This is a genomic window from Streptomyces sp. NPDC034111 (genome assembly GCF_055575375.1).
In genome coordinates this window covers 44,832-58,650 of sequence record NZ_JBVIST010000009.1, presented here as the reverse complement: position 1 = coordinate 58,650, position 13,819 = coordinate 44,832, and the positions used below count along the sequence as shown (strand labels likewise).

The 13,819-nt window shown below is 70.2% G+C and carries 12 protein-coding genes; all 12 read left to right on the top strand.

The features are described 5' to 3' along the window. Positions 1-38 precede the first annotated feature (38 nt). The 12 genes from ACZ55A_RS21435 to metK all read left to right on the top strand — a co-directional run bounded on the left by ACZ55A_RS21435 (position 39) and on the right by metK (position 13,757). Positions 39-1,016, top strand: a complete 978-nt coding sequence (locus ACZ55A_RS21435; protein ID WP_468842232.1) for an aspartate carbamoyltransferase catalytic subunit — start codon at positions 39-41, stop codon at positions 1,014-1,016. A gap of 5 nt (positions 1,017-1,021) precedes the next feature. After that, on the top strand, positions 1,022-2,308 hold the full coding sequence (locus ACZ55A_RS21430; RefSeq protein WP_468842230.1) for a dihydroorotase: 1,287 nt from the start codon (positions 1,022-1,024) through the stop codon (positions 2,306-2,308). Continuing rightward, positions 2,305-2,910: a PH-like domain-containing protein gene (locus ACZ55A_RS21425; RefSeq protein ID WP_468842228.1), complete on the top strand. Its 606-nt coding sequence runs from the start codon at positions 2,305-2,307 to the stop codon at positions 2,908-2,910. The genes ACZ55A_RS21430 and ACZ55A_RS21425 overlap by 4 nt, the downstream gene beginning before the upstream one ends. Continuing rightward, entirely contained in the window at positions 2,907-4,049 is a 1,143-nt protein-coding gene (carA, locus tag ACZ55A_RS21420) for a glutamine-hydrolyzing carbamoyl-phosphate synthase small subunit (RefSeq protein ID WP_468842226.1), read from the top strand. The genes ACZ55A_RS21425 and carA overlap by 4 nt, the downstream gene beginning before the upstream one ends. Beyond that, positions 4,042-7,350 (top strand): carbamoyl-phosphate synthase large subunit, encoded by a 3,309-nt coding sequence (carB, locus tag ACZ55A_RS21415; protein ID WP_468842223.1) that lies wholly within the window; start codon positions 4,042-4,044, stop codon positions 7,348-7,350. Before carA ends, carB begins: the two co-directional genes overlap by 8 nt. A 54-nt stretch (positions 7,351-7,404) precedes the next feature. Next, on the top strand, positions 7,405-8,514 hold the full coding sequence (locus ACZ55A_RS21410) for a quinone-dependent dihydroorotate dehydrogenase (RefSeq protein ID WP_468842220.1): 1,110 nt from the start codon (positions 7,405-7,407) through the stop codon (positions 8,512-8,514). Continuing rightward, positions 8,511-9,347 carry an orotidine-5'-phosphate decarboxylase gene (gene pyrF, locus ACZ55A_RS21405; protein WP_468842218.1) on the top strand — a complete coding sequence of 279 codons (837 nt, stop codon included), beginning with the start codon at positions 8,511-8,513 and terminating at the stop codon, positions 9,345-9,347. The genes ACZ55A_RS21410 and pyrF overlap by 4 nt, the downstream gene beginning before the upstream one ends. Positions 9,348-9,562: 215 nt before the next feature. Next, on the top strand, positions 9,563-9,886 hold the full coding sequence (locus ACZ55A_RS21400; RefSeq protein ID WP_006607450.1) for an integration host factor: 324 nt from the start codon (positions 9,563-9,565) through the stop codon (positions 9,884-9,886). Between the two features lie 38 nt (positions 9,887-9,924). Continuing rightward, positions 9,925-10,545 (top strand): guanylate kinase, encoded by a 621-nt coding sequence (gene gmk, locus ACZ55A_RS21395; protein ID WP_468842215.1) that lies wholly within the window; start codon positions 9,925-9,927, stop codon positions 10,543-10,545. 106 nt (positions 10,546-10,651) lie between these two features. Next, positions 10,652-10,924: a DNA-directed RNA polymerase subunit omega gene (gene rpoZ / locus ACZ55A_RS21390; RefSeq protein ID WP_005319902.1), complete on the top strand. Its 273-nt coding sequence runs from the start codon at positions 10,652-10,654 to the stop codon at positions 10,922-10,924. Positions 10,925-11,046: 122 nt separating this feature from the next. Next, the gene (coaBC, locus tag ACZ55A_RS21385; protein WP_468842212.1) at positions 11,047-12,285 is read left to right on the top strand and encodes a bifunctional phosphopantothenoylcysteine decarboxylase/phosphopantothenate--cysteine ligase CoaBC; all 1,239 of its coding nucleotides are present in this window, start codon (positions 11,047-11,049) and stop codon (positions 12,283-12,285) included. Between the two features lie 263 nt (positions 12,286-12,548). Continuing rightward, complete coding sequence (metK, locus tag ACZ55A_RS21380) at positions 12,549-13,757, top strand: methionine adenosyltransferase (protein WP_468842210.1); 1,209 nt, start codon at positions 12,549-12,551, stop codon at positions 13,755-13,757. Positions 13,758-13,819 lie beyond the last annotated feature (62 nt).

The window sequence follows — 13,819 nt, the reverse complement described above, 5'->3', positions numbered from 1 at the left end:
CATACCCGTACACCTCCTTCACCCACGGAGAAAACCGGATGAAGCGTCACCTCATCTCGGCCGCCGACCTCACCCGCGACGACGCCGTACTGATCCTCGACACCGCCGAGGAGATGGCCCGGGTCGCGGACCGGCCGATCAAGAAGCTCCCGACCCTGCGCGGACGGACCATCTGCAACCTGTTCTTCGAGGACTCGACCCGGACCCGGATCTCCTTCGAGGCCGCCGAGAAGCGGCTCTCCGCGGACGTCATCAACTTCGCCGCCAAGGGGTCCAGCGTCTCCAAGGGCGAATCCCTCAAGGACACCGCCCAGACCCTGGAGGCGATGGGCGTCGACGCCGTCGTCATCCGGCACAGCGCCTCCGGTGCCCCTTACCGGCTGGCCACCTCCGGCTGGATCGACGCCCCGGTCATCAACGCCGGTGACGGCACCCACCAGCATCCCACCCAGGCCCTGCTCGACGCCTTCACCATGCGCCGCCGGCTGATCGGCCCCGACGCCGGGCTCGGCCAGGACCTCGGCGGGAAGCGCATCACCGTCGTCGGCGACATCCTGCACAGCCGCGTCGCCCGCTCCAACGTCGATCTGCTGCACACCCTCGGCGCCGAGGTCACCCTCGTCGCACCGCCCACCCTGGTGCCGGTCGGCGTCGAGACCTGGCCGTGCGAGGTCTCCTACGACCTCGACAGCGTGCTGTCGAAGTCCGACGCCGTGATGATGCTGCGGGTGCAGCGCGAGCGGATGAACGCCGCGTTCTTCCCCACCGAGCGCGAGTACTCGCGCCGCTACGGCCTGGACGGCGACCGGATGTCGCGGATGCCCGAGCACGCCATCGTGATGCACCCCGGCCCGATGGTCCGCGGCATGGAGATCACCGCCGAGGTCGCCGACTCCGGCCGCTGCACGGTCGTCGAGCAGGTCGCCAACGGCGTCTCCGTCCGCATGGCCGTCCTCTACCTGCTCCTGGGCGGCAACGAGCCCGCCGTCACCCACACCCGTACCGAGGAGAAGTAAGAACCATGAGCAAGATCCTGATCCGTGGTGCGAAGGTGCTCGGCGAGCAGGTCCAGGACGTACTGATCGACGGCGAGTTCATCGAGGCGGTCGGGGCCGGGCTGAGCGCGGACGGCGCCCAGGTCATCGAGGCCGACGGCAAGGTGCTGCTGCCCGGCCTCGTCGACCTGCACACCCATCTGCGCGAGCCCGGCCGCGAGGACTCCGAGACCGTCCTCACCGGCACCAGGGCCGCGGCGAGCGGCGGCTACACCGCGGTGTTCGCCATGGCCAACACCTTCCCGGTCGCCGACACCGCCGGCGTCGTCGAGCAGGTCTACCGGCTCGGCCAGGAGCACGGCTACTGCGATGTGCAGCCCATCGGCGCCGTCACCGTCGGCCTGGAGGGCAAGAAGCTCGCCGAGCTGGGCGCGATGCACGAGTCCGCCGCCGGGGTCACCGTCTTCTCCGACGACGGCAAGTGCGTCGACGACGCCGTGATCATGCGACGGGCCCTGGAGTACGTGAAGGCGTTCGGCGGCGTCGTCGCCCAGCACGCCCAGGAGCCGCGGCTTACCGAGGGCGCCCAGATGAACGAGGGCATCGTCTCGGCGGAGCTGGGGCTCGGCGGCTGGCCCGCGGTGGCCGAAGAATCGATCATTGCCCGCGATGTCCTGCTCGCCGAGCACGTCGGCTCGCGGGTGCACATCTGCCATCTGTCGACCGCCGGGTCCGTGGAGATCGTGCGCTGGGCCAAGTCCCGCGGCATCGATGTGACCGCCGAGGTCACCCCGCACCACCTGCTCCTCACCGACGAGATGGTGCGCACCTACAACCCCGTCTACAAGGTCAACCCGCCGCTGCGCACCGAGCGCGATGTGATGGCCCTGCGCGAGGCGCTGGCCGACGGCACCATCGACATCGTCGCCACCGACCACGCCCCGCACCCGCACGAGGACAAGGACTGCGAGTGGGCCGCCGCCGCCATGGGCATGGTGGGCCTGGAGACCGCGCTGTCCGTCGTCCAGCAGACGATGGTCGAGACCGGCCTGCTGACCTGGGCGGACGTCGCGGACCGGATGTCCTTCAAGCCCGCGCGGATCGGGCAGGCCAAGGGCCACGGCCGCCCCGTCTCGGCTGGTGAGCCCGCCAACCTCACCCTGGTCGATTCCGCTTACCGTGGAGAGGTGGACCCCGCGGGCTTCGCCTCGCGCAGCCGCAACACCCCCTACGAGGGCCGTGAGCTGCCGGGCCGGATCACCCACACCTTCCTGCGGGGCCGGGCAACGGTCGTCGACGGGAAGCTGGCGTGACTCCTCCACTCATCCACCTGGCCGAAGCACAGCACTCCGCGCCGGTCACCGACTGGGCCGCGCGGATCGGCTGGGTCGTGGGCCTGCTGGTCTTCGTCGCGTTCGTCTACTGGCTGATGCGCGAGGGCTGGAAGTGGCGCGGCACGCTCCAGGGCGATCTGCCCGAGCTGCCTGCCACCCCCGAAGACCTGGGCGAACCGCGGCTGACGCTCAGCGGCCGCTACCACGGCTCCACCACCGCCGGGCAGTGGCTCGACCGGATCGTCGCCCGCGGTCTGGGCACCCGTAGCCGTGTCGAGCTCACCCTGACCGACCAGGGCCTGGACGTCGTACGGCCGGGCGCCGCGGACTTCTTCGTGCCGGCCGCCGCCCTGCGCGGCGCCCGGCTCGACAAGGGCATCGCCGGCAAGGTCCTCACTGAGGGCGGCCTGTTGATCGTCACCTGGCAGCACGGCGAGCGGCAGATCGACTCCGGCTTCCGCTCCGACCGGGCGGCCGAGCACACCGCCTGGGTCCCTGCCGTCAACGCACTCAGCACGACCAGCACCACCAGCACGACCAGCACCACCACCGAGCACACCGAAACGGAAGGCGCACGATGACGACCTCCACCAGGGGGACTGCCAAGATCCCCGCCGTACTCGTCCTGGAGGACGGCCGCACCTTCCGCGGCCGTGCCTACGGGGCCGTGGGGGAGACCTTCGGCGAAGCGGTGTTCTCCACCGGCATGACCGGCTATCAGGAGACGCTGACCGACCCCTCGTACCACCGCCAGGTCGTCGTCATGACCGCCCCGCACATCGGCAACACCGGTGTGAACGACGAGGACCCCGAGTCCCAGCGGATCTGGGTCGCCGGGTACGTCGTCCGCGACCCCGCCCGCATCCCCTCCAACTGGCGCTCGGCGCGCTCCCTCGACGACGAACTGGTCGCCCAGGGCGTGGTCGGCATCAGCGGTATCGACACCCGGGCGCTCACCCGCCATCTGCGCGAGCGCGGTGCGATGCGGGTCGGCATCTTCTCCGGTGAGGCGCTGCCCGACGCGGGCACCATGCTCGCCAAGGTGCGCCAGGCCCCCGAGATGCAGGGCGCCGACCTGTCCACGCAGGTCGCCACCAAGGAGTCCTACGTCGTCCCGGCGATCGGCACGAAGAAGTTCACCGTCGCCGCGGTCGACCTGGGCATCAAGGGCATGACCCCGCACCGCATGGCCGAGCGCGGCATCGAGGTGCACGTCCTGCCCGCCACCGCCACCGCCGAGGACGTCTACGCGGTGAACCCGGACGGCGTCTTCTTCTCCAACGGCCCGGGCGACCCGGCCACCGCCGACCACCCGGTGTCCGTGATGCGCGAGGTGCTGTCCCGGAAGACCCCGCTCTTCGGCATCTGCTTCGGCAACCAGATCCTGGGCCGCGCGCTGGGCTTCGGCACGTACAAGCTCAAGTACGGGCACCGCGGCATCAACCAGCCGGTGCAGGACCGCACGACCGGCAAGGTCGAGGTCACCGCGCACAACCACGGATTCGCCGTCGACGCCCCGCTCGACAAGGTCTCCGACACCCCCTTCGGCCGCGCCGAGGTCTCCCACGTCTGCCTCAACGACAACGTGGTGGAGGGCCTCCAGCTGCTCGACCAGCCGGCCTTCAGCGTCCAGTACCACCCCGAAGCCGCCGCGGGTCCGCACGACGCCGCGTACCTCTTCGACCGCTTCGTATCCCTGATGGAGGGCCAGCGTGCCTAAGCGCACCGATATCCAGTCCGTCCTGGTCATCGGCTCCGGCCCGATCGTCATCGGCCAGGCCGCCGAATTCGACTACTCCGGCACCCAGGCCTGCCGGGTCCTCAAGGCCGAGGGTCTGCGCGTCATCCTGGTGAACTCCAACCCGGCGACGATCATGACCGACCCGGAGATCGCCGACGCCACCTACGTCGAGCCGATCACCCCGGACTTCGTCGAGAAGATCATCGCCAAGGAGCGCCCGGACGCGCTCCTGCCGACCCTGGGCGGCCAGACGGCCCTGAACACGGCCATCTCGCTGCACGAGGCGGGCACCCTCGACAAGTACGGCGTCGAGCTGATCGGCGCCAACGTCGAGGCGATCCACAAGGGCGAGGACCGCGACCAGTTCAAGGAGGTCGTGGAGGCCGTCCACGCCAAGATCGGGCACGGTGAGTCCGCCCGCTCGGTCATCTGCCACTCCATGGACGACGTCCTCAAGGGCGTCGACGAGCTCGGCGGCTACCCCGTCGTCGTCCGCCCCTCCTTCACCATGGGCGGCGCCGGCTCCGGCTTCGCGCACGACGAGGAGGAGCTGCGCCGGATCGCCGGCCAGGGCCTGACCCTGTCGCCGACCACCGAGGTGCTCCTGGAGGAGTCCATCCTCGGCTGGAAGGAGTACGAGCTGGAGCTGATGCGCGACAAGAACGACAACGTCGTGGTCGTCTGCTCCATCGAGAACTTCGACCCGATGGGCGTGCACACCGGCGACTCGATCACCGTCGCACCGGCCATGACGCTCACCGACCGCGAGTACCAGATCCTGCGGGACATCGGCATCGCGGTCATCCGCGAGGTCGGCGTCGACACCGGCGGCTGCAACATCCAGTTCGCGGTCAACCCCGAGGACGGCCGGGTCATCGTCATCGAGATGAACCCGCGCGTCTCGCGCTCCTCGGCGCTGGCGTCCAAGGCCACCGGCTTCCCGATCGCGAAGATCGCCGCCCGGCTCGCCGTGGGCTACACCCTCGACGAGATCCCCAACGACATCACCGAGAAGACCCCGGCGTCCTTCGAGCCGACCCTCGACTACGTCGTCGTCAAGGTGCCGCGGTTCGCCTTCGAGAAGTTCCCGGCCGCCGACGCCACGCTGACCACGACCATGAAGTCGGTCGGCGAGGCCATGGCGATCGGCCGCAACTTCCCCGAGGCGCTCAACAAGGCGCTGCGCTCGCTGGAGAAGAAGGGCAGCCAGTTCGACTTCGTCGCCGAGCCGGGCGAGAAGGCCGCACTGCTGGAGAAGGCCAAGGTCCCCACGGACGGCCGGATCAACACCGTCATGGCGGCGATCCGCGCGGGCGCCACCCCGCAGGAGGTCTTCGACGCCACGAAGATCGACCCCTGGTTCGTCGACCAGCTCTTCCTCATCAAGGAGATCGCCGACGAGATCGCCGCCGCCGACAAGCTCGGCCCGGAGATCCTTGCGGACGCAAAGCGCTACGGCTTCTCCGACGCCCAGATCGCGGCGCTCCGCGGGCTGCGCGAGGACGTCGTCCGCGAGGTCCGGCACGCCCTCGGCGTCCGCCCCGTCTACAAGACGGTCGACACCTGCGCCGCCGAGTTCGCCGCCAAGACGCCGTACTTCTACTCCTCCTACGACGAGGAGACCGAGGTCGCGCCCCGCGAGAAGCCGGCCGTGATCATCCTGGGCTCCGGCCCCAACCGCATCGGCCAGGGCATCGAGTTCGACTACTCCTGCGTCCACGCCTCGTTCGCGCTCAGCGACGCCGGCTACGAGACCGTGATGGTCAACTGCAACCCGGAGACCGTCTCGACCGACTACGACACCTCCGACCGCCTGTACTTCGAGCCGCTGACGCTCGAGGACGTCCTGGAGATCGTGCACGCCGAGACCCAGGCCGGCCCGGTGGCCGGTGTCATCGTCCAGCTCGGCGGCCAGACCCCGCTGGGCCTGGCGCAGGGGCTCAAGGACAACGGCGTGCCGATCGTCGGCACCTCGCCCGAGGCCATCGACCTCGCCGAGGAGCGCGGCGCCTTCGGCCGGGTGCTGACCGAGGCCGGCCTGCCGGCCCCCAAGTACGGCACCGCCTTCTCCTTCGACGAGGCCAAGCGGATCGCCACCGAGATCGGCTACCCGGTGATGGTCCGCCCGTCGTACGTGCTCGGCGGCCGCGGCATGGAGATCGTCTACGACGAGCCGTCGCTGGGCGAGTACCTCACCCGGCACGCCGGCCTGATCGACCGGCACCCGGTGCTGATCGACCGCTTCCTCGACGACGCCATAGAGATCGACGTCGACGCGCTCTACGACGGCCAGGAGCTCTACCTCGGCGGCGTCATGGAGCACATCGAGGAGGCCGGTATCCACTCCGGCGACTCCGCCTGCGCACTGCCCCCGATCACCCTCGGCGGCTTCGACATCAAGCGCCTGCGGGCATCGACGGAGGCCATCGCCAAGGGAGTCGGCGTCCGTGGCCTGATCAACATCCAGTTCGCGATGGCGGGCGACATCCTGTACGTCCTGGAGGCCAACCCCCGCGCCTCCCGTACGGTGCCCTTCACCTCGAAGGCGACCGCGGTGCCGCTGGCCAAGGCCGCCGCCCGGATCTCGCTGGGCGCCACCATCGCCGAGCTGCGCGCCGAGGGCATGCTGCCCAAGGCCGGTGACGGCGGCACCCTGCCGCTGGACGCACCGATCTCGGTCAAGGAAGCCGTCATGCCCTGGTCGCGGTTCCGCGACGCCTCGGGCCGCGGCGTGGACACCGTCCTCGGCCCGGAGATGCGCTCCACCGGTGAGGTCATGGGCATCGACTCGGTCTTCGGCACGGCGTACGCCAAGTCGCAGTCCGGCGCGTACGGGGCGCTGCCCACCAAGGGCCGCGCGTTCGTCTCCGTCGCCAACCGGGACAAGCGTTCGATGATCTTCCCGGCCCGCGAGCTGGTCGCGCACGGCTTCGAGCTGCTGGCGACCTCCGGCACCGCCGAGGTGCTGCGCCGCAACGGCATCAAGGCCACCGTGGTGCGCAAGCACTCCGAGGGCGAGGGCCCGGACGGCGAGAAGACCATCGTCCAGCTGATCCACGACGGCCAGGTCGACCTGATCGTCAACACCCCCTACGGGACCGGCGGCCGGCTGGACGGCTACGACATCCGTACGGCGGCGGTGGCCCGCTCCGTGCCCTGCCTGACCACGGTCCAGGCCCTTGCGGCCGCCGTCCAGGGCATCGAGGCGATGAACCGCGGCGACGTCGGCGTCAGGTCACTCCAGGAACACGCGGAACACCTGACCGCGGCCCGCGACTAGCAGCCCACGAGGGGGACACCGGAAACGGTGTCCCCCTCCTCATGAGGACCCACCATGTACAAGCTCTTCTTCCGGCTCGTCTTCCGCCGTATGGACCCCGAGCAGGCCCACCACCTGGCCTTCCGCTGGATCCAGCTGGCCGTGCGCCTCCCCGTGCTGCGCACCTTCCTCGCCGCCGCCCTCGCCCCCCGCTACAAGGAACTGCGCACTGAGGCCCTGGGCCGCCGGATGCACGGCCCCTTCGGCCTGGCCGCCGGCTTCGACAAGAACGCCGTCGCCATCGACGGGATGACCATGCTCGGCTTCGACCACGTCGAGATCGGCACCGTCACCGCCCAGCCGCAGCCCGGCAACCCCAAGAAGCGCCTGTTCCGGCTCGTACCGGACCGCGCGCTGATCAACCGCATGGGCTTCAACAACGACGGTTCGGCGTCCGTGGCGGCCCGCCTGGCCGCCCGCAACCCGGTCTTTCCGGCCACCGTCGGCGTCAACATCGGCAAGACCAAGGTCGTCCCGGAGGACGAGGCGACCGCCGACTACGTCACCTCCACCGAGCGGCTGGCCCTGCACGCCGACTACCTGGTCGTCAACGTCTCCTCCCCGAACACGCCGGGGCTGCGCAACCTCCAGGCCGTCGACCACCTGCGGCCGCTGCTGACCGCCGTCCGCGAAGCCGCCGACCGTACGGTCACCGACCGCCGGGTCCCCCTCCTGGTCAAGATCGCCCCCGATCTGGCCGACGAGGACGTCGACGCGGTCGCCGACCTCGCCGTCGAGCTCGGCCTGGACGGGATCATCGCCACCAACACCACCATCGCCCGCGAGAGCCTGGGCCTGAAGTCCGACCCGGCGCTCGTCCAGGAGACCGGCGGGCTCTCCGGTGCCCCGGTGAAGGAGCGCTCCCTTGAGGTGCTGCGCCGCCTCTACGCCCGCGTCGGCGACAAGATCACCCTGATCGGGGTCGGCGGCATCACCACCGCCGAGGACGCCTGGCAGCGCATCCTCGCCGGCGCCACCCTCGTCCAGGGCTACAGCGCCTTCATCTACGAGGGCCCGTTCTGGTGCCGCGCGATCCACAAGGGGCTCGCCGCCCGCCTGCGCAACAGCCCGTACGCCACCCTCGCCGACGCCGTCGGCGCCGAGCACAAGAAGGTGACCGGATGACCCTGGAGCCCTTCGGCGCGCGCCTGCGCCGTGCCATGGACGAGCGCGGCCCGCTGTGCGTCGGCATCGACCCGCACGCCTCGCTGCTGGCCGACTGGAGCCTGAACGACGATGTCGCGGGGCTGGCCCGCTTCACCCGCACCGTCGTGGAGGCGCTGGGCGAGCAGGTCGCGGTCTTCAAGCCGCAGGCGGCGTTCTTCGAGCGCTTCGGCTCGCGCGGTCTGGCCGTCCTGGAGACCGCGGTCGTCGAGGCGCGCGAGCGCGGCGCACTGGTCCTGATGGACGCCAAGCGCGGCGACATCGGCTCGACCATGGCCGCCTACGCCGAGGCCTTTCTGCACCAGGACTCACCGCTGTTCTCGGACGCGCTGACGGTCTCCCCGTACCTCGGCTACGGCTCGCTCAAGCCGGCCGTCGACCTGGCCCGCGAGAGCGGCGCCGGGCTCTTCGTCCTCGCCCTCACCTCCAACCCGGAGGGCGCGGAGGTCCAGCGGGCGGTGCGCGAGGACGGCCGGACGGTCGCGACGACCATGCTCGGCCACCTCGCCGCCGAGAACGCCGGCGCCGCGCCGCTGGGCTCCTTCGGCGCGGTGGTCGGCGCCACGCTCGGCGATCTCTCCTCGTTCGATCTGGCGATCAACGGCCCGCTGCTCGCTCCGGGCATCGGCGCCCAGGGCGCCACCCCCGCCGACCTGCCGACCGTCTTCGGGAACGCCGTACGCAATGTCGTCCCGAGCGTCAGCAGAGGGGTGCTGCGGCACGGTCCGGACGCCGCGGCGCTGCGCGCGGCGGCGGGGCGATTCGCCGACGAAGTGCGTACCGCGCTCGGTTAGACACCGGAAGACGGGGACTTTGGTCCCGAATTGTCCTGGTCAGCAGAGTCTGACCAGGACTTTTCGTCTGTTCTCGCTGACTCCGGCGCGATCGGCCGCTAGTCTCCGAGCAGAGCACCGCACGTAAGCGCGTTGCTCGTTGCCCCGCAGGTGCGGGGCGACTAGGTTCCACACCGGTCCGTATCCGACAGTTCGACATCCGAGGTGACGTAGGCGTGGCTCTTCCGCCCCTTACCCCTGAACAGCGCGCAGCCGCGCTCGAGAAGGCCGCCGCGGCTCGCCGGGAGCGCGCCGAGGTCAAGAATCGGCTCAAGCACTCCGGTGCATCCCTCCATGAGGTCATCAAGCAGGGCCAGGAGAACGACGTCATCGGCAAGATGAAGGTCTCCGCCCTCCTCGAGTCCCTGCCGGGCGTCGGCAAGGTCCGCGCCAAGCAGATCATGGAGCGGCTCGGTATCTCCGAGAGCCGCCGAGTCCGGGGTCTTGGCTCCAACCAGATCGCGTCGCTGGAGCGCGAGTTCGGCAGCACAGCTTCCTGAATTTTCCGGCATCACCGGGAAGCTGGAATAATCGCTGCATGAGTTCTGCAGTCTCCGGGGGGACGACCCCCGCGCCCCCGGCCAGACAACCGCGACTGACCGTGCTCTCCGGCCCCTCCGGGGTCGGCAAGAGCACGGTCGTCGCGCATATGCGCAAGGTCCACCCCGAGGTCTGGCTCTCGGTCTCGGCCACCACCCGCAAGCCGCGGCCGGGGGAGCGGCACGGCGTCCAGTACTTCTTCGTCGACGACGAGGAGTTCGACAAGCTCATCGCCAACGGCGAGCTGCTCGAATGGGCGGAGTTCGCGGGCAACCGCTACGGCACCCCCCGCAAGGCGGTGCTGGACCGGCTGGAGTCCGGTGAGCCGGTCCTGCTGGAGATCGATCTCCAGGGCGCCCGCCAGGTCCGCGAGTCCATGGCGGAGGCCCACCTGGTCTTCCTGGCGCCGCCGAGCTGGGAGGAGCTGGTCCGCCGGCTCACCGGCCGTGGCACCGAGGCGCCCGAGGTCATCGAGCGCCGTCTGGAGGCCGCCAGGATCGAGCTGGCAGCGGAGAAGGAGTTCGACGCGACGCTGGTCAACACCTCCGTCGAGGACGTCAGCCGTGAGCTGCTAGCCTTGATGCTGCATCGATCCGAGGAGCGGAACACCGGCGGCTGACCCCGCGGAGCTCCAGCGGTCCCCGGACCGACGAAGACTTTGCGCCATGTCGTACGACACACCAGCGCATGCCACCCAGGCTTCATCCCCTTTCGGAAGGTAGAGAGTGTCCTCTTCCATTACCGCACCCGAGGGCATCATCAACCCGCCCATTGATGAGCTGCTCGAGGCCACCGACTCGAAGTACAGCCTCGTGATCTACGCCGCCAAGCGCGCGCGCCAGATCAACGCGTACTACTCCCAGCTCGGCGAGGGCCTGCTCGAGTACGTCGGCCCGCTCGTCGACACGCACGTCCACGAGAAGCCCCTGTCGATCGCGCTCCGCGAGATCAACGCGGGTCTGCTGACCTCCGAGGCCATCGAGGGCCCCGCGCAGTAAGGCACGGCATGCACCAAGGGCCCGGCGGAGCGACCGCCGGGCCCTTGGTGTGTCATAGGGAGCAAGGTGTGCCGCAGGGGCACACGGACCTACGGGGCCTGGGCTCGGGGAGCGGGGAAGCGATGGACAAGCGGGAGCAGCAGCGGCCCAGGGTCGTCCTGGGCGTCAGCGGCGGGATCGCCGCCTACAAGGCGTGTGAGCTGCTGCGGCGGCTGAGCGAGTCCGGGCACGACGTCCGCGTGGTGCCGACCGCCTCGGCGCTGCACTTCGTCGGTGAGGCCACCTGGTCGGCGCTCTCCGGCAACCCGGCCACCACCGAGGTCTGGGAGTCCGTCCACGAGGTCCCGCACGTCCGCATCGGCCAGGCCGCCGACCTCGTCGTGGTCGCCCCCGCCACCGCCGACATGCTGGCCAAGGCCGCGCACGGCCTCGCCGACGACCTGCTGACCAATACGCTGCTCACCGCCCGCTGTCCGGTGATCTTCGCCCCCGCGATGCACACCGAGATGTGGGAGAACCCCGCCACCCAGGAGAACGTCGCCACCCTGCGCCGCCGCGGCGCGGTCGTGGTCGAGCCCGCGGTCGGCCGGCTGACCGGTGTCGACACCGGCAAGGGCCGCTTCCCCGACCCGGTCGAGATCTTCGAGCTCTGCCGCCGGGTGCTGGCCCGCGGCGCCCAGGGCGCGTCCGTGGCGGACCTGGCAGGCCGCCATGTCGTCGTCACCGCCGGCGGCACCCGCGAGCCGCTGGACCCCGTCCGCTACCTGGGCAACCGCTCCTCCGGGAAGCAGGGCTACGCGCTGGCCGCCACCGCCGCGGCCCGCGGCGCCCGGGTCACGCTGATCGCCGGCAACACCGAGCTGCCCGATCCGGCCGGCGTCGATGTGCTCCCCGTCGGAACCGCCCGCCAGATGCGCGAGACGGTGCTGAAGGCCGCCGGGGACGCCGATGCGGTGGTGATGGCCGCCGCGGTCGCCGATTTCCGTCCCGCCGTCTACGCCACCGGCAAGATCAAGAAGGTCGAGGGCCAGGAACCGGAACCCATCGCCCTGGTCCGAAATCCGGACATCCTCGCCGAGCTCTCCGCCGACCGGGCCCGCCCCGGCCAGATCGTCGTGGGCTTCGCCGCCGAGACCGACGACGTGCTCGCCAACGGCCGCACCAAACTCGCCCGCAAGGGCTGTGACCTGCTGGTCGTCAATGAGGTAGGCGAGCACAAGGCGTTCGGCTCGGCCGAGAACGAGGCGGTCATCCTGGCGTCCGACGGCGGTGAGACCCCGGTGCCGTACGGCCCCAAGGAAGCCCTGGCAGACCGGGTCTGGGACCTGGTGATCCCGCGCCTGGCCGCGCCCGGCGCCTGATCCTTCCGGCACGGCCGATAACCGACCCCTGATCACCCCAGTAGCCCCACAAAAACCGGCGTGTCCCCTTGACCCGGCCCATGCTCAAGGTGATCGTCCTACCGTGAGGCATGGTGTCGCAGGTCACGAGGGGTCCATAAATCGAGACCATGTGCCCGGACGCCGCATACGACCGATAAACTGGCGAGTGGATCGGGCCGAGCGCAGCTCTCGGCCCTTCCGCCAATGATCAGCCAGCAGCCGCTGCAACCCCAGGGAGCGATGTGTCCCGCCGCCTGTTCACCTCGGAGTCCGTGACCGAGGGCCACCCAGACAAGATCGCTGACCAGATCAGCGACACCATCCTCGACGCGCTCCTCAAGGAGGACCCGACCTCCCGGGTCGCCGTCGAGACGCTGATCACCACCGGCCTGGTCCATGTGGCCGGCGAGGTGACGACCAAGGCGTACGCCGACATCCCCAACCTCGTCCGCAACAAGATCCTGGACATCGGCTACGACTCGTCCAAGAAGGGCTTCGACGGCGCTTCCTGCGGTGTCTCGGTCTCCATCGGTGCGCAGTCCCCGGACATCGCCCAGGGTGTCGACACCGCCTACGAGAACCGTGTCGAGGGCGACGACGACGAGCTGGACCGGCAGGGCGCCGGCGACCAGGGCCTGATGTTCGGCTACGCGTGCGACGAGACGCCCGAGCTGATGCCGCTCCCGATCAACCTGGCGCACCGGCTCTCCCGCCGCCTCTCCGAGGTGCGCAAGAACGGCACGATCCCCTACCTCCGCCCCGACGGCAAGACCCAGGTCACCATCGAGTACGACGGCCACAAGGCCGTCCGCCTCGACACCGTCGTGGTCTCCTCCCAGCACGCCTCGGACATCGACCTCGACTCCCTCCTCGCACCCGACATCCGCGAGTTCGTCGTCGAGCACGTCCTCAACCAGCTCGTCGAGGACGGCATCAAGCTGGACACCGACGGCTACCGCCTGCTGGTCAACCCGACCGGCCGCTTCGAGATCGGCGGCCCGATGGGCGACGCCGGTCTGACCGGCCGCAAGATCATCATCGACACCTACGGCGGTATGGCCCGCCATGGCGGCGGTGCCTTCTCCGGCAAGGACCCGTCCAAGGTCGACCGCTCGGCCGCCTACGCCATGCGCTGGGTCGCCAAGAACGTCGTCGCCGCCGGCCTCGCCGCCCGCTGCGAGGTCCAGGTCGCCTACGCCATCGGCAAGGCCGAGCCGGTCGGCCTCTTCGTCGAGACCTTCGGCACCGCCACCGTCGACACCGACAAGATCGAGCAGGCCATCGCCGAGGTCTTCGACCTCCGCCCGGCCGCGATCATCCGCGACCTCGACCTGCTCCGCCCGATCTACTCCCAGACCGCCGCCTACGGCCACTTCGGCCGCGAGCTGGAGGACTTCACCTGGGAGCGCACGGACCGCGTCGAGGCCCTGAAGAAGGCCGCGGGGCTGTAGGCCCGCACCGCCGCCTGGTTTGCTCACGGCCCCGGACCGCTCGACGGTCCGGGGCCGTCTGC